General features: G+C 72.9%; 20 protein-coding genes and 1 riboswitch. Of the genes, 14 read left to right on the plus strand and 6 right to left on the minus strand.

Translation table 11 applies throughout. The features are described 5' to 3' along the window. Positions 1–21 precede the first annotated feature (21 nt). Complete coding sequence (locus ACFV6I_RS20870) at positions 22–2,772, minus strand: FtsX-like permease family protein (RefSeq protein WP_380426869.1); 2,751 nt, start codon at positions 2,770–2,772, stop codon at positions 22–24. Continuing rightward, positions 2,769–3,614 carry an ABC transporter ATP-binding protein gene (locus tag ACFV6I_RS20875; protein WP_380426871.1) on the minus strand — a complete coding sequence of 282 codons (846 nt, stop codon included), beginning with the start codon at positions 3,612–3,614 and terminating at the stop codon, positions 2,769–2,771. Before ACFV6I_RS20875 ends, ACFV6I_RS20870 begins: the two co-directional genes overlap by 4 nt. 169 nt (positions 3,615–3,783) lie before the next feature. Next, positions 3,784–3,961, plus strand: a riboswitch (M-box (ykoK) riboswitch). 356 nt (positions 3,962–4,317) lie between these two features. Between ACFV6I_RS20875 and ACFV6I_RS20880 the strand changes: the two genes are divergently transcribed. The 3 genes from ACFV6I_RS20880 to ACFV6I_RS20890 all read left to right on the plus strand — a co-directional run bounded on the left by ACFV6I_RS20880 (position 4,318) and on the right by ACFV6I_RS20890 (position 7,544). Further along, on the plus strand, positions 4,318–5,970 hold the full coding sequence (locus tag ACFV6I_RS20880; RefSeq protein WP_380426873.1) for an NRAMP family divalent metal transporter: 1,653 nt from the start codon (positions 4,318–4,320) through the stop codon (positions 5,968–5,970). Positions 5,971–6,072: 102 nt separating this feature from the next. Then, positions 6,073–6,807 carry an MgtC/SapB family protein gene (locus ACFV6I_RS20885; RefSeq protein ID WP_063346501.1) on the plus strand — a complete coding sequence of 245 codons (735 nt, stop codon included), beginning with the start codon at positions 6,073–6,075 and terminating at the stop codon, positions 6,805–6,807. 59 nt (positions 6,808–6,866) lie between these two features. Next, positions 6,867–7,544, plus strand: coding sequence for a YoaK family protein (locus ACFV6I_RS20890; RefSeq protein ID WP_063346500.1), 678 nt, complete (start codon positions 6,867–6,869; stop codon positions 7,542–7,544). A 48-nt stretch (positions 7,545–7,592) separates the two neighbouring features. On the opposite strand, the gene ACFV6I_RS20895 is transcribed toward ACFV6I_RS20890, so the two are convergent. Continuing rightward, positions 7,593–8,261, minus strand: a complete 669-nt coding sequence (locus ACFV6I_RS20895; protein ID WP_380426875.1) for a hypothetical protein — start codon at positions 8,259–8,261, stop codon at positions 7,593–7,595. 533 nt (positions 8,262–8,794) lie between these two features. Here ACFV6I_RS20895 and ACFV6I_RS20900 point away from each other — a divergent pair. Genes ACFV6I_RS20900 through ACFV6I_RS20910 form a run of 3 tightly spaced genes read left to right on the plus strand, consistent with a single transcriptional unit; the run spans position 8,795 to position 12,269 of the window. Next, positions 8,795–9,319, plus strand: a complete 525-nt coding sequence (locus ACFV6I_RS20900) for a PadR family transcriptional regulator (protein WP_380376580.1) — start codon at positions 8,795–8,797, stop codon at positions 9,317–9,319. Next, positions 9,316–10,032 carry an ABC transporter ATP-binding protein gene (locus ACFV6I_RS20905; RefSeq protein ID WP_063346497.1) on the plus strand — a complete coding sequence of 239 codons (717 nt, stop codon included), beginning with the start codon at positions 9,316–9,318 and terminating at the stop codon, positions 10,030–10,032. The genes ACFV6I_RS20900 and ACFV6I_RS20905 overlap by 4 nt, the downstream gene beginning before the upstream one ends. Next, a complete protein-coding gene (locus ACFV6I_RS20910) occupies positions 10,029–12,269 on the plus strand; it encodes an FtsX-like permease family protein (protein WP_380426878.1) in 2,241 nt (746 codons plus the stop codon). Before ACFV6I_RS20905 ends, ACFV6I_RS20910 begins: the two co-directional genes overlap by 4 nt. 58 nt (positions 12,270–12,327) lie before the next feature. Here the strand turns inward: ACFV6I_RS20910 and ACFV6I_RS20915 are convergent, their stop codons facing one another. Next, complete coding sequence (locus ACFV6I_RS20915) at positions 12,328–12,780, minus strand: NUDIX hydrolase (protein WP_380426880.1); 453 nt, start codon at positions 12,778–12,780, stop codon at positions 12,328–12,330. Between the two features lie 39 nt (positions 12,781–12,819). Then, the gene (locus tag ACFV6I_RS20920) at positions 12,820–14,310 is read right to left on the minus strand and encodes an SDR family NAD(P)-dependent oxidoreductase (protein ID WP_380343480.1); all 1,491 of its coding nucleotides are present in this window, start codon (positions 14,308–14,310) and stop codon (positions 12,820–12,822) included. Between the two features lie 297 nt (positions 14,311–14,607). Here ACFV6I_RS20920 and ACFV6I_RS20925 point away from each other — a divergent pair, with 297 nt between their 5' ends. Then, positions 14,608–16,047 (plus strand): GuaB1 family IMP dehydrogenase-related protein, encoded by a 1,440-nt coding sequence (locus ACFV6I_RS20925; protein WP_380343415.1) that lies wholly within the window; start codon positions 14,608–14,610, stop codon positions 16,045–16,047. Here ACFV6I_RS20925 and ACFV6I_RS20930 read toward each other — a convergent pair. Further along, positions 16,008–16,628: a DUF5995 family protein gene (locus ACFV6I_RS20930; protein WP_380426882.1), complete on the minus strand. Its 621-nt coding sequence runs from the start codon at positions 16,626–16,628 to the stop codon at positions 16,008–16,010. The two genes, ACFV6I_RS20925 and ACFV6I_RS20930, sit on opposite strands and share 40 nt — an antisense overlap. Before the next feature lie 103 nt (positions 16,629–16,731). Here ACFV6I_RS20930 and ACFV6I_RS20935 point away from each other — a divergent pair, with 103 nt between their 5' ends. From ACFV6I_RS20935 to ACFV6I_RS20965, 7 genes are all read left to right on the plus strand, one after another. After that, entirely contained in the window at positions 16,732–18,333 is a 1,602-nt protein-coding gene (locus ACFV6I_RS20935; protein ID WP_380426884.1) for a recombinase family protein, read from the plus strand. Positions 18,334–18,515: 182 nt separating this feature from the next. After that, positions 18,516–18,656 carry a hypothetical protein gene (locus tag ACFV6I_RS20940; RefSeq protein ID WP_380426886.1) on the plus strand — a complete coding sequence of 47 codons (141 nt, stop codon included), beginning with the start codon at positions 18,516–18,518 and terminating at the stop codon, positions 18,654–18,656. 784 nt (positions 18,657–19,440) lie between these two features. Next, positions 19,441–19,782 (plus strand): HNH endonuclease, encoded by a 342-nt coding sequence (locus ACFV6I_RS20945; protein WP_380426888.1) that lies wholly within the window; start codon positions 19,441–19,443, stop codon positions 19,780–19,782. Positions 19,783–19,953: 171 nt separating this feature from the next. Further along, positions 19,954–20,346 carry a helix-turn-helix transcriptional regulator gene (locus tag ACFV6I_RS20950; protein WP_380426890.1) on the plus strand — a complete coding sequence of 131 codons (393 nt, stop codon included), beginning with the start codon at positions 19,954–19,956 and terminating at the stop codon, positions 20,344–20,346. A 97-nt stretch (positions 20,347–20,443) separates the two neighbouring features. Then, positions 20,444–21,331 carry a P22 phage major capsid protein family protein gene (locus ACFV6I_RS20955; protein ID WP_380426892.1) on the plus strand — a complete coding sequence of 296 codons (888 nt, stop codon included), beginning with the start codon at positions 20,444–20,446 and terminating at the stop codon, positions 21,329–21,331. Positions 21,332–21,422: 91 nt separating this feature from the next. Continuing rightward, a complete protein-coding gene (locus ACFV6I_RS20960; protein WP_380426894.1) occupies positions 21,423–21,902 on the plus strand; it encodes a hypothetical protein in 480 nt (159 codons plus the stop codon). Between the two features lie 447 nt (positions 21,903–22,349). Continuing rightward, complete coding sequence (locus ACFV6I_RS20965; protein ID WP_380426896.1) at positions 22,350–22,628, plus strand: hypothetical protein; 279 nt, start codon at positions 22,350–22,352, stop codon at positions 22,626–22,628. Positions 22,629–22,726 lie beyond the last annotated feature (98 nt).

Raw genomic sequence — 22,726 nt, forward strand, 5'->3', positions numbered from 1 at the left:
GGCTTCGGCGTGCGCCGGGGATCAGGACAGCCGCCGCCCCATCGGGATGCGGGAGCGGGTCAGCAGGGCGGCGAGCAGCCCCGCCAGCACCGGGAGCACCAGGACGACCAGCAGCAGCTGGCCCCAGGGGGCGGTGATCAGGGCCGGGTGGCCGCCGAACCCGCTAGCCCGGGACTTCAGCAGGCCCACCGCGGGGACGAAGCCGTTGACCGCCCCGAGCAGCGCCCCGAGCAGGGCGATCATCGCGCACTGCAGCCCCGCCATGGTGCGGCGGATCCGCGGTGGTGCGCCGACGGCGGCCAGGGTGGCCTGGTCCTGGCGGGAGTCGGCGGCGGCCAGGCCGGTGGCGATGCCGGCGGCGCCGAGGACGACCAGTCCGGCGAAGCCGCTGAGGGCCAGGGTGAGGGCGTCGCCGCGGGGCTGGAAGCCGCGCTCGACCTCCAGCTGGGCGGCCCGGTCGAGCCGGACGACGGCGGCCTCGGCGCGCTGCTGGGCCTTGCGGTCGGGCGGGGTGGCGGGCACCCAGATCGCGCCGGTGGGCCTCGCGGCGAGCCCGGGCAGGAGCTTGGGCAGCGCCGAGGGCAGGATCAGGCCCTGGGCGAAGCGGGCGGCGTTCGGGTTCTCGACCAGGACGGCGTCGGCCGGGATTTCCTGGAGGTCGGGCTTGGGGATCTCGCCGGGCTGGAGCGGCGCGCCGGAGCTGCCGCGCAGTTGGAGCACCGCCCGGCCGTCGCCGGCGAGGAAGGCGCGGTCGAAGACCAGGATCTTCCCGGCGGCCAGGGCCTGTTCGGCGGCCGGGTCGTGGATGCCGAACTGGGTGCGGAGCATGGCGGCGTCCCCGGAGGCCAGGTGCGGCGGGCCGGACGCGGTGCGCCAGTTCACGGTGCCCTTGAGCTGGACGGTGCTGGAGCAGTTGGCGCAGAACTGGTACACCGCTTCGCCGAGGTCGGCGCGCGGCCCCAGATCGGTCAGCTGCTTGCCGACCTCGGCGCGCAGGCCGTCGAGTTGCGGTCCGTCGGCGGTGGAGAGGAGCTGCACGGCGCCGTACGGGGCCTGCGGCCGGTAGTCGCGGCGGTTCTCGGCGTCGGTGCTGGTGCTGTAGACGCCGATGGCGACGGCCCCGGCCACGGCGGCCATCACGGCGGCGACGGCCGGCGCGGTGCGCGAGCGGTGCCGGGCGGAGTCGCGCAGGGCGAGTCGGGGGCCGAGCGGCAGCCGCTTGGCGAGCCGGCCGAGCAGGGCGACGAGTGCGGGGGTGCAGGCGAGCAGGCCGAGTTCGGCGATGACGGAGCCGCCGAGCACGGTGAGCGTGCGGGTGTCGTAGGTGCTGACGACGGGCACGCCGCCGTGTTGCACCGCGCTCGCGCCGTACAGGGCCAGGGCGGCGCCGGCGGCGAGCAGCAGCACACCGAGCACGGTGACCCAGCGGTTCGGGGCCTGGACGGTGTCCCGGCCGGTGAGTCCGGCGGTGACGCTGCTGCGGGCGGCCTGCCGGGCGGGCAGCGCGGCCGCGAGGAGCGCCGTGAGCAGGCCGATCCCGCCGATCGCGAGCAGGTCCAGTGGCGGCAGGGCGAAGTGCCCGAAGCGGGCGCCGCCGGCCCGTTCGATCCACGGGCGCAGCCCGGCGACGAGGCCGCCGCCGAGGACCACGCCGACCACGGCCCCGGCCGTGCCGAGGACGAGGGCGCCGCCGAGCACCACCGCGCCGACGTGCGTCCGCCGGCCGCCGGCGGCGCCGAGCAGCGCGAGCTGGCGGCGGGAGCGGCGGGCGCCGACCGCGAAGGCGGGGCCGGCGAGCAGGGCGACCTCCAGCAGGCCCATGCCGGTGACGGTGGCCACCACGACCTTGGTGTTGTCGTCGGCGGAGGGGCCGAAGGAGCGGTAGGCGTCCCGGTAGTAGGGGACGGCGGCGCGCGGCGGCGGGGCGAGTGCGACCGAGCGGGCGGTGAGGGTGTAGCCGTGGGCGTTGAACTCCTGGACCTTGGCCCAGTCGAGGGTGGCCCCGGCGGGGAGCCGGACCAGCCAGGCGCCGCGTTCGGGCTCCGGCGCTGCCGCGGCCGGGTTGCCGGGAGGCGTGGCGGCGGCGAGCTGGCTCAGCAACGCGCCCGGCTGGGCGACGAGTTCGACCCGGCGGAGGTCGTCAGGGTGCTCGACGACGCCGGTGATGGTGAAGGTGGTCCGCTCCAGGCCGGGAAAGGTGGTGGTGCCGCCGACGGCCAGCCCGGAGTTGTCGAGGAAGGCCCGGGTGGCGGCCAGTTCGCGCGGGCCGCCCGGGGCGTGGCCGTCGACCAGGTCGAGCCGGCCGTGCCAGAGCGGGTCGGCGAGGTCGGCCTCGGTGGTGAGGGCGCGGACCAGGCCTTCGGGGGAGGTCGCGCCGGTCTCCGGGCCCTGCCGGGCGGAGGTGAGCACGCTGCCCGGCGGCAGCAGTCCGGTGACCAGGGCGACGGGGTCGGTGCCGGCGCCCTTCTGCTGCTCGGCCGTGGGCGGCTGCCCGGGGCGGGGCTGGACCGCGAAGGCGCCGTCCTCGGCGACCGGGGCCTGCTCGACGGTCCGGCCGGGGGCGAGCGACGTGACCAGGGCGTCCGCCCCGCCCAGCACCCGTTCGACCCGTTCGGCCGGGGTGAGCTGCCCGCTGCGGTGGACGACGTCTGCGCCGGTGACGCCGAGGACGGGCAGCGCGATCATGGCGACGATCAGGGCGCTGCGGCCCTTGGCGCGCAGCGCGTCGCGGCGGGCGATGCGCAGGGCGACCTTCCAGGCGCCGAGTCTCATCGGGTCACCTCGCCGAAGCCGCCGGCCGCGTGGCCGAAGTCGCCGGACGTGTGGCCGTAGTCGCCGGACGCGTGCCCGGCTCCGTCGGCCGGGGCGCTGAGCGGCTCGCCGGTCAGTCGGCGCTTGCCGGTGCGCCGCCCGTGGCTCTCGGAGTCGACCGCGCCGTCCTTCAGGTGGACCACCCGGTCCGCCCAACTGGCGTGCGCGGCCTCGTGGGTGACCATCATCGCGGCGGCCCCGGCGTCGCAGCGGGCGCGCAGCACGGCGAGCACGGCCTCGCCGGTGGCGGAGTCGAGGGCGCCGGTCGGTTCGTCGGCGAGGACGAGCCGGCGCTCGCCGATCAGCGCGCGGGCGATGGCGACGCGCTGCTGCTGGCCGCCGGACATGTCGTCGGGGAAGCGGTCGGCGAGTTCCCCGATGCCGAGTTCCTCCAGGGCGGCGAGCGCCTCGCGGCGGGCGGTGCGTCCGGAGACTCCGTCGAGTTCGCGGGGGAGCGAGATGTTCTCGGCGGCGGTGAGGGCGGGGATCAGGTTGTAGTCCTGGAAGACGTACCCGATGGAGCGCCGCCGAAGGTCGGCGAGCTGGCCGCGGCTGAGGCCGCCGAGCGCTACGCCCTCGACCAGGATCTCGCCCTCGCTGGGCGCGTCGAGTCCGCCGGCCAGGGTCAGCAGGGTGGACTTCCCGGAGCCGGACGGGCCCATGACGGCGACGAATTCGCCGGGGTGGACGGCCAGTTCGACGCCGCGCAGGGCGTGTACCTCGGCGGCGCCCCGCCCGTGCACCCGGGTGACGTTGGCCAGGTGCAGGACGGGTGCGGATCGGGTCGGATCGCTGTGGGACACACTTCCCCCTCGTGAGCTGTTGAGCTGCATATGTCGGTGAACTATATATGCCGGATGGGGGTGCACGTCGAGGGGTGGGTTTGGTCAAGCTTCTACAAAGCTGTCGAAGTTCGGTCGAGACGCCGCTATCCGGGTGAAAGGGAGGGTCTATGCTTGACGAGGTTTGAAGAAGGCACCTCGTTCGGTGAGGCTTCTTCACGGACACAGGCCACTGATCCGACGACGTCGAGAGACGCCCAGGGTTAGGACAGATCTTCCCGACCTAAGGGTTGATCCGAAGTGGCTTCCGGCCCGACCGGGCTGGACACGCCGTGGAGTGCCAAAGCTCTGACGAGTTGGGGTGTGCCGGTCCCGTAGGGCTGGTCCGCTCCTTGCCGTGTCGCGATGCGGTGCACAGACGGTGCACCCCCGACCGGGAGGAGGCGAGAGACATGGACTGCGATAGTCCGGGCCATAGTCGCCCCTACCCCCGCATGCTCTCGATCACCTCTGGCACGCGGTAACAACCTTCCCTGCGCGTTCACCTGACGCTGCGTCATGCGCTCAACCGCGCCCCGACGCACGACGTCTGACGCTCCGTCATGCCCTCACGGCCGCCGCCGCTCAGCGCCGCCGTGCGGTCCGACGCCGTGCGCTCGCAGGGAGGATCGCTGCTGCGTGCCCCCTGTCGCCCCCTCAAGGAAGGGGGCAGGGAGGCCCTGCCATGACCAACGTGATGCTGGACCCGAAGGTCCCCACCACCACCACCCGCACCGCCGTGCTCGACGACGCCCACGTCGGCGACATCAGGGGTGCGCTCGGCACCATCCGGCTCGACGACACCACGCCGCGCCACGGCCTGTCCGCGCGGCTCAAGACCCTGCTGGCGATCGTGGGCCCCGGCCTGATCGTGATGGTCGGCGACAACGACGCGGGCGCCTTCTCGACGTACGGGCAGGCGGGGCAGAACTACGGCACGCAGCTGCTGTGGACGCTGCTGATGCTGGTCCCGGTGCTGTACGTGAACCAGGAGATGGTGCTGCGCCTGGGCGCCGTCACCGGTGTCGGGCACGCCCGGCTGATCCTGGAGCGCTTCGGGAAGTTCTGGGGCGCGTTCAGCGTCATCGACCTGTTCCTGCTGAACGCGCTGACGCTGGTCACGGAGTTCATCGGCGTCACCCTGGCGGCCGGGTACCTCGGGCTGCCGAAGGTGGCCGCGGTGGTGCTGGCGGCGGTGGTGATCATCGCCTCGGCGTTCACCGGCTCGTTCCAGCGTTTCGAGCGCGTCGCCGTCACGCTGTGCGTGGGTTCGCTGCTGCTGGTGCCGATCTACTTCATGGTCCACCCGAAGACCTCGCAGATGGCGCACGACTTCACGGTGCCCAGCATGCCGGGCGGCTCCGGTCAGCTGGCGGCCGTGATGCTGGTGATCGTCTCCATCGTGGGCACCACCGTCGCCCCGTGGCAGCTGTTCTTCCAGCAGTCGTACGTCATCGACAAGCGGATCACGCCGCGGTTCATGAAGTACGAGAAGGTCGACCTGTGGATCGGGATCGCCATCGTCATCATCGGCGCCGCCGCGATGATGGGCTTCACCGCCGCGGCCTTCGCCGGCACCGACGGCTTCGGCCAGTTCTCGGATGCGGCCGCCGTCGCCAAGGGCCTTGAGGACAAGGCCGGGCACGTGGTGGGCGTGCTGTTCGCCATCGCGCTGCTGGACGCCTCGATCATCGGCGCCTTCGCCGTGTCGCTGTCCACCGCCTACGCGATCGGCGACGTGTTCGGCATCAGGCACTCGCTGCACCGGGGCGTCAAGGGCGCCAAGGGCTTCTACGCGATCTACGCCGGCCTGGTAGTCGCGGCGGCCGCGATCACGCTGCTGTCCACCGGCTACACCCAGGGCCTGATGACGCAGTTCGTCCAGGTGCTGGCCGGTGTGCTGCTGCCCTCGGCGACGGTGTTCCTGCTGCTGCTGTGCAACGACAAGGCCGTCCTGGGGCCCTGGGTCAACGGGCCCAAGACCAACGCCTTCACCTCCGCCGTGGTCGGCGTGCTGGTGATGCTGTCGCTGATCCTGACCGCCGCCGTGGTCTGGCCCGACATCAGCTCGCAGGCGATCCTGTGGATCATGGCCGGCTGCGGCGTGGCGGGCGTCCTGGTCGCCGGGTACTTCTTCACCTTCGGCCGTCGGGGGACCAAGGAAGACCCCGTCGACCGTACCGGCCGCGAGGAATGGCGGATGCCCCCGCTGGAGACCCTCGGCAAGCCGGTCATGTCCACCGCCCGCAAGGTCGGCATGGGCGCCCTGCGCGCCTACCTGCTGGTCGCGATGGTGATGGTCATCATCAAGATCGTCCAGACCGCGCTCAACCACTGAGCCGCAGACCGCAGCCCGAACGGACGGGTGGTGGGCAGCGGCCCGCCACCCGTCCGTCCGTCTCCCCGCTCTCCCAGCTCTCCCAGTGAAGGAGGTGCCGTCGTGCACACCCTGACCACCGCCGACTTCCTCGTCCGGCTCGCCACCGGGGTCGCCTGCGGCGCGCTCATCGGCGTCGAACGCCAGTGGCGGGCCCGGATGGCCGGCCTGCGCACCAACGCCCTGGTCGCCGCCGGCGCCACCCTGTTCGTGCTGTACAGCGAGGCCGTCGGCGACGCCGCCAGCCCCACCCGGGTCGCCTCCTACGTCGTCTCCGGCATCGGCTTCCTCGGCGGTGGCGTCATCCTGCGCGACGGCGCCGGCGTCCGCGGCCTCAACACCGCCGCCACGCTGTGGTGTTCGGCCGCCGTCGGGGTGCTCGCCGCCGCCGGGAAGCTCGAATTCGCCGTCCTCGGCACGCTCGGCGTCCTCGCCGTCCACCTGATCCTGCGCCCGGCCGGCCGGATGCTCGACCGGGCCCCGCAGTCCGGCAGCGACCCCGACTCCACCGTCCGCGCCACCGTCCACCTGGAATGCGAGCGCAAGGCCGAGACCCACATCCGGGCCCTGCTGCTCCAGGCCCTGTCCGCCTCCGGCCTCGCCCCCACCGGCCTGCGCGCCCGGCGCACCGACAGCGGCGACGCCACCAGCCTGCGCGCCACCGTGGCCATCACCGGGCAGGTTGCCCCGGCCCTCGAACAGGTCGTCAGCCGGCTCTCCCTCGAACCCGGCGTCCGCGACCTGCACTGGCACCTCGACGACGAACCCGACGACCCGAGCCGCCCCGCGCTCGCCTAGCAGGAGGTCCGGGGGAGGTAGAACGGAGGCACCGCCACGAGGCCGACCAGGAGGTCCCGATGTTCACCCCCGACCCCAGGCACGGGCCGCTGGTGCCGATGCTGCTGGTGCTCACCGTCGTCACCGGACTGGTGGACGCCGTCAGCTACCTCCGGCTCGGCCACGTCTTCGTCGCCAACATGACCGGCAACGTGGTCTTCCTCGGCTTCGCCCTGGCCGGTGCCGCCGGACTCTCCGCCACCGCCTCGCTGAGCGCCCTCGCCGCGTTCGTACTCGGCGCCCTGGTCGGCGGCCACCTCGCCCGACGGCTGCCCGACCACCGCGGGCGGCTGCTGACCACAGCGGTGGTCGCCCAGACGGTGTTCGTCGCCGCGAGCATCGCCCTGGCCACCGTGGCCGGCTACACCTCCGACCCGGCCCGCTACGGCCTCATCGGACTGCTGGCCTTCGCCATGGGCGGCCAGAACGCGGTGGTCCGCTCCCTCAAGGTCCCCGACCTGACCACCACGGTGCTCACCATGACCATCACGGCCCTCGCCGCCGACCGCACCGGCCCCCGCCGTCTGGCCTCCGCCGTCTGGATGTTCGTCGGCGCCCTCGTCGGCGCCCTCCTCATCCGCCAGGCCGACGTCCCCATCGCCCTGACCCTCGCCCTGGCCCTCCTCGTCGCCGTCGCGGCCCTCACCCACCGGGCCGCCGGAGCCCACCCCGCCCCGGACTGGACCCACCCGCTCTGACCCGGCGCCGCGTCCCGCTGCTCGCCGGTTCCCGCTCGTCCACAGGGGTCAGTCGTCCTGGCGGTGGCCGGCGCGGCCGCTCCAGAGGGGTTCGAGGCGGGCCCAGCCCTGGGTCCAGGCCTCGTCGGCGCGGCGGTCGAGGACGTGCAGGCGAAGGCGCAGGGCGAGGGTGAGCAGGGCCAGGAGGGCGAGGAGGGCGCCGGCGCCGGTGCAGACGGCGGAGACGGCGACGGCGGCGCGGTTGGTCGGGGGCGAGGAGAGGGCGCCGACGGGGTCGACCCAGACGGGGACGACGGTGCCGGTGACGGCCGTACGGGGGGCCTGGACGGTACCGGTGTGCGGCTGGCCGTCGGGGTAGGTCCAGGAGGCCTCGGCGTCGACGCGGGTGCTGTAGCCGGCGCCGAAGCGTCCTCCGGCGCCGGTGCCCGTGCCGGTGCCGTGGTCGGGGAGGGTGAGCACCACGGCGTCGACCTTGTGGAGGCGCAGGCGGTCGCTGTCGGCCTGGGGTGCGGTGGCGTGGTAGGCGAGCAGGGAGCTGCCGGTGGCGAAGGCGAGGGCGAGCAGGGCCCCGAAGGCACTCAGCAGCCAGGCGCGGGCGCGGGCCCGGTCGACGGGCCGGACCAGCGGTTCGTGCCGGGCACCGAAGGCCCGCCGCAGCCGGCGGCCGGTTCGCGGCGGGCGCGACGATGGCCGGGCGGGGCGGGGTGTGCTGGACACGTCGACGGCTCCTCAGGGGGGTTGGGGCGGCGCGGTGGTGATGTCGTGAGGCTTCGTCACCCAATTTCTACCCGGTGGCCGCCCGCGCACAAGAGTCGTGCGGGCTCGTACCACCGGGACCTGCGGACGGCGCCGCCGCGCGCCGGTCGCGTTCCGGGTCGCGCCCGGGTGCGCGGCCGCCCGGCGCCCCTTCGCGCACCAGGGACGTTCGGCCCTCGGCAGCGGCCGGGCGGGCGGGCAGGCTGGGGTCCGGCCGCATCCTTCGTGCCAGGGGACGGCTTGGCCCGGTTGACCGTGGGGGTGCCGGGCCGTGGTGCGGTGCAGGGGGTGAGCGTGGGGCTGCCCTCTGCCCGCCCGCACCCGGGTGACGGTGTTTCCGCCCGGGCCCTGACCGTGTTCTGACCGCGCTCTGACCGCGTTCCGACCGGCTTCCGCCCGGGTCTCGCCCGGGTTCTGACGGGGTTTCCGCAGGCAGAGGCCGTATTCTCGCCAGCTATACACTCGGAGTATACGCGTGGGGTATGGTCTCCCCCATGAGTGTTCCTTTGACCCTGCTGGGGCTGCTGGAGCGGGAGCCGAGCCATGGCTACGACCTCAAGCGCGACTACGACTCCCTCTTCGGCCGCGGCAAACCCCTCCCGTACGGACAGGTGTACGCGACCCTCGGCCGGCTGGCCCGGGACGGCAAGGTGGTCGCGGGCGAGGCGGAGCCCGGCGACGGACCCGAACGCAAGCGCTACGTGATCACCGACGCGGGGGTGACGGAGTTCGAGACCTGGCTCCGGGATCCGGTCGCGCCCGAACCCAACCTGCAGAGCGTGCTGTTCACCAAGGTGGTGCTGGCCCTGATGCTGGGCCGCGACGCCGAGGAGTACCTGGACACCCAGCGCGCCGCCCACCTGCGCCGGATGCGCGAACTCACCGAACTGCGCCGCACCGGCGCCCTGGTGGACGCCCTGCTCGCCGACCACGGCCTGTTCCACCTGGACGCCGACCTGCGCTGGATCGACCTCACCACCGCCCGCCTGGACGCGCTGGCCGAGGCGGTGCGCTCATGACCGCCGTGATCGAGGCCCGCGACGTCGCCCTGTCCTTCGGTGAAACCCCCGCCCTGCGCGGGGCGAGCCTGTCCGTCGAGGCCGGCGAGGTGCTCGCCATCATGGGCCCGAGCGGCTCGGGAAAGTCGACGTTACTGCACTGCCTGGCCGGCATCCTGGTGCCCGACGCGGGCGAGGTGCTGTTCAACGGGCAACGCCTGGACACCCTGAACGAGGCGGGGCGCAGCGCCCTGCGCCGCGACAAGTTCGGCTTCGTGTTCCAGTTCGGCCAGCTCGTCCCGGAGTTGACGGCGGAGGAGAACGTGGCGCTGCCGCTGCTGCTGAACGGCGTGCGCCGCGCGGACGCTCTCGCGCAGGCCCGGCCGTGGTTCGCCCGGCTCGGCCTGGACGGCATGGAGCGGCGCCGCTCCGGCGAACTGTCCGGTGGTCAGGCGCAGCGCGTGGCGCTGGCCCGGGGCCTGGTGGCCCGGCCGCAGGTGCTGTTCGCCGACGAGCCGACCGGCGCGCTGGACTCGCTGACCGGCGAGCAGGTGATGGAACTGATGGTCGGCTCGGCCCGGGAGCAGGGCACCACCGTCATCCTGGTCACCCACGAGCCGCGGGTCGCCGCCTACGCCGACCGCGAGGCGATCGTCCGCGACGGCCAGGCCCGCACGCTCTCCGCCGGGGCCGGGGCCGGGGCCGGGGCCGGAGCCGGGTCGGTGGCCTCGTGATCCGGTTCTCGCTCCGGCTGGCGGTCAGCGGCGGCCGGGAGGCGCTCGCCCGGCTGCTGATGATCGCGGCGGCGGTGGCGATCGGGGTCGGGCTGCTGCTGTCCACGCTCGCCAGCATGAACGCGATCGACCGCGCCAACCAGCGCCAGGTCTGGCTCGACTCCGGGGCCCGGAGCCGGACCGAGAGCGCGCAGGTCGACCCGCTGTGGTGGCAGCCCCACAACGACTACTACGACGGCTCGGAGATCCGCGAGATCGACGTCGCCGCGACCGGGCCGACCTCGCCCGTCCCGCCGGGGCTCGACCGGGTGCCGGCCCCCGGCGAGTACTACGCCTCCCCGGCGCTGGCCGCGTTGCTGCGCACCGTCCCGGCCGTCGAGCTGGGCGACCGCTTCCCGGGCCGGATGGCCGGCACCCTGAACGACTCGGCGATGCCCTCTCCGGACACGCTGGCCGTGGTCGTCGGCCGGACGGTCGGCGAGGTCGAGGCCGCGCCCCGCGCCGTCGCCGTCACCACCATCGCCACCACCCGGCCCGAGTGCGGGAACGGCGACTGCCTGAGCCGGGGCATCCGGGGTGACGCGATGACGCTCATCCTGTCGGTGGTGGGCGGTGCGATGATCTTCCCGGTGCTGATCTTCATCGGCACCGCGACCCGCCTGTCCGCCGCCACCCGGGAGCAGCGGTTCGCCGCGATGCGGCTGGTCGGTGCCACCCCGCGGCAGATCTCGGTGATCGCCGCGGTCGAGTCCACCGTCGCCGCGGTGGCCGGTACGGCCGCCGGATTCGGCCTCTACCTGGCGCTGCGCCCGCTGGTGGCCGACGTGCCCTTCACCGGCGGCCGCTTCCACCTCGACGACCTGAGCCTGACCGGCCTCCAGGTGCTGGGCACCGTCCTGGCCGTGCCGCTCGCCTCGGCGGTGGCGGCCCGGTTCGCGCTGCGCCGGGTCACCGTCTCCCCGTTGGGCGTCAGCCGCCGGGTCACCCCGCGGCCGCCCCGGGCCTGGCGGCTGGTCCCGCTGCTGGCCGGGCTCGCGGAGCTGCTGTACTTCCTCGGCCGCCGCCCGGCCACCGGGAACGGACAGGCGGCGGCCTACCTGCCCGGGTTCCTGCTGGTGATGCTCGGCCTGGTGATCGCCGGGCCGTGGCTGACCATGGTCGCCGCCCGTGCGGTCGCCCGCCGCACCAGCCGTCCGGCCACGCTGATCGCGGTGCGCCGGCTCGCGGACGACCCGAAGGCCGGATTCCGCGCGGTCAGCGGCCTGATCCTGGCGCTGTTCGTCACCACGTCGACGGTCTGCGTCATCGGCACGATCAACGCCAACCGCGGCTCGCTGGACGGCGACCAGTCGTCCCGCGCGTCCGTGGTGCAGGGCGACTACCGGGACGGCAGGCAACTGACGGACGCGGTGCCGGAGCAGGTCCTGGCACAGGCGCGGGCCGTGCCGGGCCTGCGGGGTCTCGCGGTGCTCCACACCAACCCGGCCGGCCTCGGGAAGATCCCGGTCAGTCCCCGCCCGGACGCCCCGCTCCTCACCCCCGGCCTGGTGTCCTGCGCGGACCTCGCCGAGGTCCCGGTGGTCGGCCACTGCGCGGCCGGGGCGAGCGTGGCGGCCGTCCCGTCGCGCGAGTTCCTCAACCTCACCTCGCACCCGGACGCCGAGTGGCCCGCCGTCCCGGTCTCCGCGGAGGAGGTCGCGAAGCTCCCGGTCCAACTGCTCTACGCCACGACCGACGGATCGACGGCGGCGAAGGAGCAGGTCCGGACGGTGTTCACCGCGGCGTGGCCCGACCACGACGCGCACACGGTCGGTGACTGGGCCACCGAAGGCCAGCAACGGCTCGCCGGATGGCGGCAGTTGGCGAACGTGGTGCTGCTGACCACGCTCCCGATCGCCGGCTGCAGCCTCGCGGTCAGCGTGGTGGCCGGACTCTCCGACCGCAGGCGGCCGTTCGCGATGCTGCGGCTCACCGGTTCGCCGCTGCGCCTGCTCCAGCGGGTGATCGCGCTGGAGAGCGTGCTGCCGCTGCTGTCGGTGGCGGTGATCTCGATCGGCGCGGCCCTCGCCGCCTCGGCCCTGTTCCTCAGCTCCCAGATGGACTACCACCTGGTGTCGCCGGGCGCGGTGTTCTTCGGCTTCGTCGCTCTCGGTGTGGTGGCCTCGGTCGGGATCATCGCCTCGACGCTGCCGCTGCTGAAGCGGATCACCGGCCCCGAGGCCGCCCGCAACGGCTGACGGCCCGCCGCCGCCCGGGTGGGCTGGACCGTCGCCGCCCGGGCGTACCCCGTCGCCCTCAGCGGGTGACGGGGTACCCGGTCGTTCCGGCCCGGACCGCCGACGGCCGTTCCGGCAGCCAGCTGCCGAGGACCAGCGAGGACGGGTAGAAAATCGGCTCCCGCAGCGCGTCCAGCGCGACGCGCTCCCAGCCGCCGCAGGCGTGCGGCTCGGTGACGACCGCCTCGGCCAGGCTCGGCGGCGCCAGCACGGCGGCGGTCAGCCGGGGCCGGCCGAGCTCGTGGTCGAGCAGGAGGGCGAGCACCCGCATCTGCTCGGCGGGCAGCACGATGCCGGTCTCCTCGGCGAGTTCGCGGGCCGCGGTCTGCTCGAAGGACTCGCCGGGATCGACCTTTCCGCCGGGCAGGCTCCAGGTGGGCGGCTCGCCGGCGGTGGTGCGCCGACCGATCAGCACCCGGCCGTCCCCGGTGGGCACGATGACTCCTGCGCCGAGCAGCGGTGCGGTGGTCAATTCGCCATCTCCTTCGCGGGGATCCTCGCGGGGGACCGGTTACCAGTTGGAGCGCTCGTAGTCCTTCAGGAAGCAGCCGTACAGGTCCTCGCCGAGCTCGCCGCGGACGATCGGGTCGTACACCCGGGCCGCGCCGTCGACCAGGTCGAGCGGGGCGTGGAAGCCCTCGTCGGCCAGCCGCATCTTGTCCGGGTGCGGCCGCTCGTCGGTGATCCAGCCGGTGTCGACGGCGGTCATCAGGATGCCGTCGGTCTCGAACATCTCGTGCGCGCTGGTGCGGGTGAGCATGTTGAGCGCGGCCTTGGCCATGTTGGTGTGCGGGTGGCCGGCGCCCTTGTAGCCGCGCTGGAACACGCCCTCCATCGCGGAGACGTTGACCACGTACTTGCGGCGGGAGGCGGAGGCGGCCATCGCCGGGCGCAGCTGGCTGATCAGGATGAACGGCGCGGTGGAGTTGCAGAGTTGGACCTCCAGCAGCTCGACCGGGCCGACCTCCTGGACGGTCTGCACCCAGCTGTTGGTGGGCGCGAGGTCGGGCACCAGCCCGCCGGCGTCGATCGCGGTGCCGGCCTCGATCCGGGCGGGCGTGGCGGAGCCGGTGACGAGCGCGAGCGAGGTGACGTCCTCGGCGGCCATCCGCTGCGCGTCGCCGCTCGCCTGGTGGGGGAGGGCGGGAAGGTCGACGCTGCCGCTGCCGAAGCGGCCGATGGTGGTGGCCTGCGGCAGCTCGCCGGCCGGCAGCGGCGCGGACTCGGCGGCGAGCAGCTCGCGGTAGGACTCCGGCGGGCGGCGCACGGTCTGCGCGGCGTTGTTGATCAGGATGTCCAGCGGGCCGTCGGCGGCGACCTCGTCGGCGAGCGCCATGACCTGGGCCGGGTCGCGCAGGTCGATGCCGATGACCTTGAGGCGGTGGATCCACTCGGCGCTGTCCGGCATCGCGGTGAAGCGGCGGATGGCGTCGTTGGGGAAGCGCGTGGTGATGGTGGTGTGGGCGCCGTCACGCAGCAGCATCAGCGCGATGTACATGCCGATCTTGGCCCGGCCGCCGGTGAGCAGCGCGCGCTTGCCGGTGAGGTCGGCGCGGGCGTCCCGGTGGGACCGGTTCTTGACGGCGCAGTCCTGGCAGAGGTTGTGGTAGAACGCGTCGACCTCGACGTACCGCTGCTTGCACGTGTAGCAGGAGCGGGGCCGCTCCAGGATGCCGGCGATCTCGGTGCTGGTGACGGTGGTCAGGCCGAAGGCGCCGGCGGTCTCGTCGTCGATCCGGGTGGGGGCGCCGGTGGCGGTGCGCGCGGTGACCTCGCGGTCGTTGGCGGTCTTGCGGGCCCGGGTCTCCTGGCGGCGGCGCTGCTTGAGGGTCCGGAATATGCCGCCGACGGCCTGGCGGACGGTGATCGCGTCCGGGTGGTCGACGTGCAGCTGGTCGAGCTCGGCGAGCACGTCCAGGCAGAGCCGCAGCCGCTCGGGGTCGAGGCCGGGACCGTAGTCGATCTCCTCCCCGGTGTCCGTGTCGCTCTGGTCCTGCTTGATGTCCACGCCCGCCGTCATTGCCTGTCGCCGCTTCCCGCTCGCCTCGCCGTTACCGCGTGAATGCTACGGGAGCGGCCCTGGCCGGGGCGAAAACCGTCGGACTTGGATGATCGTCCAAGTCTACGCGCGGAGCATTGATCATGGTTTGTACACAGTGCCAGCAATGGGCCTCGAACTGGCTTTTGATCCCACCGTCCCGGAGAATCGAATGCTGGGTGCCGGGCGCCCGAGTGCGCCCGGCGGCAGTGCCGCAACCGCACCCGAGGTGTAATTTCTCCCAGCCAGAGAGCCCCCTTCATGCGCTTCCTGAACGACCTCAAGCCCTCGTACGACCTCACGTACGACGACGTCTTCATGGTCCCCAGCCGTTCCGCCGTGGGCTCCCGGCAGGCGGTCGACCTCTCCTCGAACGACGGCACCGGCACCACCATCCCGCTGGTCGTCGCCAACATGACCGCCATCGCGGGCCGCCGGATGGCCGAGACCGTCGCCCGCCGCGGCGGCCTGGTCGCCATCCCGCAGGACATCCCCACCGAGGTCATCGCCGAGGTCGTCTCCTGGGTCAAGCAGCGCCACCTGGTGCACGACACCCCGATCACCCTCGCCCCGGGCGCCACCGTCGCCGAGGCGCTGTCGCTGCTGCCCAAGCGCGCGCACGGCGCCCTCGTGGTCGTCGAGGACGGCAAGCCGGTCGGCGTCGTCACCGACTCCGACTGCCAGGGCGTGGACCGCTTCACCAGCCTCGCCGACGTGATGTCCCGCGACCTGCTGCTCCTGGACGAGGGCATCGACCCGCGCACCGCCTTCGACAAGCTCACCGAGGCGCACCGCAAGCTCGCCCCGGTCGTCGACGCCGAGGGCCGGCTCGTCGGCATCCTCACCCGCAAGGGCGCGCTGCGCGCCACCCTGTACACCCCGGCCGTGGACGCCGCCGGCAAGCTGCGGATCGCCGCCACCGTCGGCATCAACGGCGACGTGGCCGGCAAGGCCAAGGCCCTGATCGACGCCGGCGCCGACGTGCTGGTCGTGGACACCGCGCACGGCCACCAGGAATCGATGATCAGCGCGCTGCGCGCGGTGCGCGGCCTCGACCCGCGGATCCCGATCGTGGCCGGCAACGTGGTCTCCGCCGCCGGTGTCCGCGACCTGGTCGAGGCGGGCGCCGACATCCTCAAGGTCGGCGTCGGCCCCGGCGCCATGTGCACCACCCGGATGATGACCGGCGTCGGCCGCCCGCAGTTCTCCGCCGTGCTGGAGTGCGCCGCCGAGGCACGCCGGCTCGGCAAGCACGTGTGGGCCGACGGCGGCGTCCGCCACCCGCGCGACGTCGCGATGGCACTGGCCGCCGGCGCCTCCAACGTGATGATCGGCTCCTGGTTCGCCGGCACCTACGAGTCCCCGGGCGACCTGCAGACCGCCGCCGACGGCCGCCAGTACAAGGAGAGCTTCGGCATGGCCTCGGCCCGTGCGGTCAGCAACCGCACCTCCCAGGACTCCTCGTACGACCGGGCCCGCAAGGCGCTGTTCGAGGAGGGCATCTCGCACTCCCGGATGTTCGTCGACCCGGCCCGCCCGGGCGTCGAGGACCTGATCGACTCGATCGTGGCCGGTGTGCGCAGCTCCTGCACCTACGCGGGCGCCAACACCCTGGAGGAGTTCCAGGAGAAGGCGATCGTCGGCATCCAGAGCGCGGCCGGCTACGCCGAGGGCAAGCCGCTGCACTCCAGCTGGGCCTGATCGGGCCGGGCCCGAGCGCCCTCTCCTTCACCGGCCGGCCGGTTCCTCGCCTCGGGGAGCCGGCCGGCCGCCGTGCGGGGCGCGTCCGGTGACCTGCCCGGTGCGTCGGGCGCCGTGCCTGGGGCGCCGGGCGCCGTGCCCGGTGCGTGTAGTGCCTTGCCTGGTGTGTCCGGTGCGTCCGCTGCCGTGCCCGGTGCGCCGCAGGCTGCGTCCCGTGCGGGGTGCGGGCCGAGCGGGAGCAGCAGGGCGTGGCCGAGCAGGCCGGCCGAGCAGTCCAGGGCGGCGGCGAAGGCCCGCGCGGCGGCCGGCACCGCGCGCAGCTCCCAGAGCGCCTGGACAGCGGACCACGCCCCCTCGCGGGCGGCCTCCACCGACCAGACGCCGAGCAGGTGGGTGAGCGGCTCGGCGCGCTCCAGCACGTCCGGGCCGGGCATCAGCTGCTCCCGGACGGCCGTCTCCACCTCCGCCAGCAGGCCGTTGATCCGGTGGTAGTCCGCCGCGAGCCCGGCCGGCTCGCAGCCCCGCCGCAGGCAGGTGTCCACGACGGCGAGCGGCAGGTCGTGCTGGATGTGGGCGTTCATCCCGGCAAGAGTCCGCTATCACGTGGACCGGAATGGACGCCCTGTGGCGCTTTATGTAACCGCCCGACCTGCGAAGATGCCGGTTTCGGCGCACGATCGGGGCATGGACCCTGTGACGCCTTACGACGGGTGCGGCAAGTGCCTGCTGGGTGTGCGGCGTCTGTCCCGGATGAAGGATGCCACGTCGTCGCCCGCACGGCAGCGTGACGAGATCCTTCGCGCTGCCGAGGCGGCCGGTGGGCACGTCATCGCTTGGTCTGACGACTGGGAGGTGTCCGGCGCTACCGACCCGTTCACCCGTCCGGCCCTGGGCCCGTGGTTGCGCGGTGAGCGCGGACCCTTCAGCGGGCTCGCCGCGAGCATGGTGGACCGGCTGGGCAGGGACACCTACGAAGGGCTGCGCCTGGAGCGTGAGAACCGCGCGGCGGGCCGCTCGCTCCTCACAGCCGACCACCTTGGCTTCTGGGACATGGACGACCCGAACCAAGAGCTTGAGTTCAACATGAAGCTGTTCGGGGCGCAGATCGAACATCGGGCGATCCGTACCCGCAACCGTCAGGAGATCAAGCGGGCCCGCGCCGCCGGGGAGCCTCACAACAAGCCCTCCTACGGCTACAAGTACGTCCGGCTGTCGCCAACGGCAAAGGTCGAACACGCGGTACTGGACCACGGGGAGGCCGAGCGGGGCATCCCGGACGCGGCCGGAACCCTGCGTGAGGTGAAGCGCCGCATCCTTGCGGACCAAACAGGGAAGATCACCGTTGCGACGGAGGCGGCCCGGCTCACGAGGGCGGGCGTACTGTCTCCGAACGACCAGCTTCGTGTGAACTACGGCCGCGAGCCGAAGGGCACGCCATGGTCCAACAAGAGCTTGAAGCGAATCCTGTGCAGTGAGGCCGCGCTTGGCTACCTGATGCATGCGGGCAAGCCAGTCCTGGGGAAGGACGGCCATCCGGTCCGCATCGGCCCTGCCCTGTGGGACCGGGCTACCAGGGACGCGCTGATCGAGAAGACCGCGCCGAAGCGCTCGGGGAAGCGGGCCCCGAGGGGAGTTCACCGCCAGTCCGGGCTGATCACGTGCGGCAACTGCGCCAACACGTTGGTGGTCAGCGGCTCGGCTGGCAGTAAGGGCCAGAAGTGGAACCGCACCTACGCCTGTACGGCGAAGTTCCGGGGCATCCCCGGCGCTGAGAACTGCAAGCCCGCGCCGTCGATCAACATGGCTATGGCCGACGCTGAGATGGAGGTCTGGTTCCTTGCCCGGTTCGGGCCCGCCGAATACGTGGAGCGGGTCTACGACCCCGGCAGCGGCCTGGCCTCACGTATCGCGGATCTCACGGCCGACCGCGCCCGTCTGCGGGACGACCGCAACGCGGGCTTGTATGACGAGCCCGACGACGCCGAGTGGTACCGCACTGAATACGCCCGTATGGGCGAGGAGTTGAAGGAACTCAAGGCGACGCCGGAACGGCCGGCGGGCTGGCGTCGGGTCCGCACGGGCCGCACGGTGGCAGCCGACTGGGCAGCGGCCCCGGACGAGGCGGCACGCCGGGAAATGCTGGAATCCTTCGGAGTGTCGGCGGTGCTCTACCCGTCCAGCGTGGAGCGCCGCTACGTGATCACGGCGAACCCGGAACCGGGCGTCCTGGCGTCTGCTCTCGACGGCCCGGGAGCCCGGCCGCAGCCTCCGTCCAAGGCAGCGTGAGCCGCTGCGCCGTTGCACATCGCGGGGCCCTGACCTTCCTGGTCAGGGCCCCGTTTTGCTGTGCGGCCGGTCCGGGAGCGCGTGCCGTACTCCGGCGGTTGTTAACCGTCCCGGCTCTTTACGGGTGACGATCCCCGCCCCTTTCCGGCGTGGGGTGAGGACACCTACGAGGAGCACGACCGATGAACTCCACCCTTGAGCAGGCACACGCGGCCCTGTGGCGGGTCCTGGACGCCCTGCCGGACGGGCACCCCTCGCCGCAGGACGCGGAGGCCGTACGGCTGGCCTGGGAGGCGTACACCCGAGTCCTTGTCGCTATGTAGCCGGGCGGAAGGACGGAGGCAGGTGCCCTCCGCTGCCTGTGCTGTTGACCGCCCCGGCTTAATACCTATGAGACGTTCTCTCATGGGGAGTTGGGGCGCTCGGTGTTAACCGGTCCATCTCAATACATGTGGGCAGGTGCGCGCACTCGAACGTGCGTGGTGACTTCGCGGGAGACCCCGGCATTGTGCCGGGGTCTCTCTCATTTGCTCCGGGATTCGTCCGCAGGCGAGAGCGACGGTTGTACCTCCACCTGTTCATGATCACCGCGTTTCGTCGGGGGGAGGGGTGCCGGACATGGAGACCACTACGGCCCGGTGCCGGGTGTGCGGGGTGCGGCCCCGCGCCCGGGACGGTCCGCAGCCGGTCTGCGCGGATGACCGCTGCCGCAGGGCCTTCGCTCTGGCGCGAGAGTCCCGGCGTGCGGCCCTGAGAGAGCTTGCGGACCCCGTGCTGTGCGGTGAGTGTGGCGAGCCGTCGGGTAGGCGGCCCGCCCGCGCTGGGCAGGTCACCTACTGCGAACGGTGCGCGGCCGAGCGCAGGCAGCGCCGCCGTGAGGACGCGCGTCGTGCCGAACTGCTGGAACGCGCCAGACCGGGGCCTCGGCCGTGCCACAACCCCCGGTGCACGGGCGCTGTGGACGCGCTGGCCGACCCCCGCAGGCGCTACTGCTCCGACAAGTGCTCCCGTGCCGCTGAGCACGCCCGCCGTAAGGCCCGGCAAGCCGGTAGAGACCCCAGTGAGAAGCCCCGCCCGTGCCGACGCTGCCGCTTTCGCAAGGAGGTGATGCAGTTCCCGGACGGAGTCTGCCAAGCCTGCCAGGCCGAGCAGCGCCGCCGCCTCAGGGACCGCAAGGAGTCGATCCGCCGGAACGTCTCGCAGCGATTCGGTCGCCACTGCGCGTACTGCCCGCCTGGCCTGGCCACTCCGGGCGAAGTCCTGGACCACGTAAGGCCGGTGGCGCGCGGCGGTCTCACGGAGATCGCCAATCTCCGCTGGGCCTGCCGGGACTGCAACACCGACAAGGGCGACATGCTCCTGACCGAGTGGATCTCACCCCACGAGCGCCTGACCCCCCGTCGGATTAGGGGGGATGTCGTGACGTGCGCAAACCCCCCGACCCCCTGACCCCAGGGAGGGGGCCGCACCCCGTACCGCACCCGCCGATCCCCGTGCCAGAGCGGGCCGAGCCCCACCCGCGCCCCCGACCATGATCACCAAAATCGGGGCGGGTGAGGCCGCCAACGTGCCGTTTCACCCCGAACCCCCTGGTGATCATGAACTCCGCCACCCGACCGAATGAAGGACCCCGTCACCGTGATCCACCCGTTCTCCCTCGCCGCCCGCCGCAAGGCCCTGGACCTGTCCGTCGCCGAGGTCGCCGACCGCGTCGGCGTCCACCTCGCCACCGTCTACGCATGGGAGGCCGAGGACAAGACTCCGACCCCCGCGCACTACCTCATGTGGTGCAACGCCCTCGGTCTGACCTACCGCGACGTGGTCAACCACGAAGCGTGGGAGGCCAACCCGGACGCCGAGTTCACGTTCCTGTCCGCCCTGCTCACCCTGCGCCGCACGACGGGCACCCACTTCATGAGCGGTGAGGCCCGCCTGTTCCGCGCCCCCGATGGCCGCCGCACGCCGACCGCCGCCGACCTGTTCAACGGGCTTCCCACAGCTTCGGCCGGCTGACCGCCCCAACACCCCAACACCCCAGCCCCGCGCCGCAGATGGCCGGGGCTTCCCCGTTCCCGCCGCAGTGGCGGGGCCCCGAGGAAAGGCGCCACCTATGACCAGCAACACCTTCGAGATCACCGACGTCGTGGCCGTGAGCCTGGCCCTGATGCGCTCGAACTCCGTCCTTGGCGAGTGCGTGATGCGCGACGCCGAAGCGAGCTTCACCGGCGGCCGGGGCGACTCGGTGCGGGTGCGCACGCCCAAGCGCCGCGTCGCCCAGAACTTCAACGGCACCACCGTCTACACCAAGGTGGAGGAGGGGCACGTCCAGGTGAAGTTGACCGACGAGCCGACCGACGCCGCAGCCTTCACCACCAAGGACATGACGCTCAACATAGAGAGCTTCGGCGAGCAGGTCCTCAAGCCCCAGATGGACGCCGTGTCCACCTACGTCGAGAAGTCCGCCGCCGCCCTGCTGAATGCCGCCAGCAAGGCCGCCGGAGCCCGCGCCATCAAGGCCGACGCCAAGCCGGGCGAGCCGGGGCACGTCGTGAAGATGCTGACCGCCGCAGCCGCCGACTTCACCCGCCGCGAGATCCCCGCCACCGATCGTTTCCTGGCCATCGGCCCGGACGTGCAGAACATCCTGCTGGACGTCGAACAGCTCCAGAAGGTCAACGAGGCCGGAGACCCCCACGCGCTGCGCAACGCGACCATGGGCGAGCTGTTCGGCTTCCGCGTGGTTGTCTCCCCGCACCTGGACGGCGCGGTCGCCTTCCACAAGACCGCGTTCGCCCTCGCCGTGCGCGCCCCCAGTGAGGTGCAGGGTGGGGCCCGCTCGGTGTCCGCCGCTGACAACCAGTACGCACTGCGGGTCACCCTGGACTTCGACCCCTCCGTGAAGTCCGAGGTGTCCATCGTGGACACCCTGTGCGGAGTGGCCACCATCGACCCGGCCCGCGCCATCGCCTTCACGGTCACCCCGCCCGCCAAGGCGTGACCCCGGCGAGGCGGGAGCCCCCTTCCGGGAATGAACGGCGCTCCCGCCCGCCCCCGCTCGCTGCCCCTGCTCGAAGACCGGAGAGACACCCGTGCCCGCCGACCACCCCACGCCCGCCGAGGCCATCCCCGGCGGTGTCGCCCACCCCGACACCCCCACCCAGAGCGACGCCACGCCGACCCCCGCACCCGAGGCTGAGTCCGAACGCCGGCCGGAGCCCGAACCCGACCTGCGAGACGCCCGAATCGCCGACCTGGAAGCCGAGTTGACCCACCTCCGAGAGGAGCACAACGGCGCGTCCGTCGAGGCGGACGAGCTACGCCACCGGGCCGCCGAGGACGAGCGCCGGGCCGAGGCAGAGCAGGTCATCGCCGGGTACTCCCTGCCGCCGTTCGCCGCCGACGCCGCCCGCGCAGCCGCCCCGTTCGTGGACCTGGACGCGCTGTGCCGCAACCTAGCCGAGGCCGCCACCCCGCGCCCGCTGTTCGGCCGGGGCGGACTCGACCCGACGACCGCGACCAAGCCCGACCACCAAGCCATCGCCGAGAGGCTGCTCCGCCGGGCCTGGTGAGCTGCCGGGAGGAATTGGGGGGACAGCCTGTCCCCCCAATTTCAGGCACAGGCTGTGCCTCAAGTTCAGCAGCACGCACCCGAGCAGGGCGCGCAGGCGAAGGACTTTGGAAGAGACAAGCCGTACTTTCCAGAGCCAGGGCCAACTAGCCTTGCGTGAGATCGAGTTGGCGGCGTCGTTCGCCGCCTCGAAGCGCGCGCGGGACGTGATCACACGCGAGACTTCGGCGCGCCCGCGCGCAATGCCGGTCACGACACCCGGGGGGTGACTCCCCGCGCGCCTCTTTCTTCTCCGGGGCGTCATAGCAGCCCACCACCGATGCGCATAGGCATGGACCAACCCTCATGCGCACAGCGTGACAGTCAACCACCATAAGTAGCCAAAGGGGTTCCCCTGCACGAGATCATCACCGACCTGCGCGCCGGACTCGCCGCTCTGGAAATCGAGTTGGACCCCCAGGAAGACGCCGCACTCCGCCTCGCCGAACACCACCTGCGCGACGCCGCACACTGCGACGAACAGGTCCGCGCGGACGGCCGCCTGATCGCCGGAGGCACCCGCCACGGCGTCCAGGTCGCCCACCCGCTGATCGCCGAGGCCCGCCAGCTCCGCGCCGAAGCGGGCCGCCTGATCGCCCGCGTCCGCCTCCCCGCCGACGAGCCCCCGGCGGGCCGCTCCAACGCTGCCCGCAGCCTCGCTGCCCACCGCTGGGGCAACCGCATCTGACCGCCCGCAGCACACTGGCCCCCGGCGCCCCCCAAAACGGGGGGGCCGGGGCGGGGGGGGGGTGTGGGTGGGGCCCCCCCGATTGAGAAGGACACAAA

The sequence above is a fragment of the Kitasatospora sp. NPDC059803 genome (genome assembly GCF_042732255.1).
Classification (GTDB): Bacteria; Actinomycetota; Actinomycetes; order Streptomycetales; family Streptomycetaceae; genus Kitasatospora.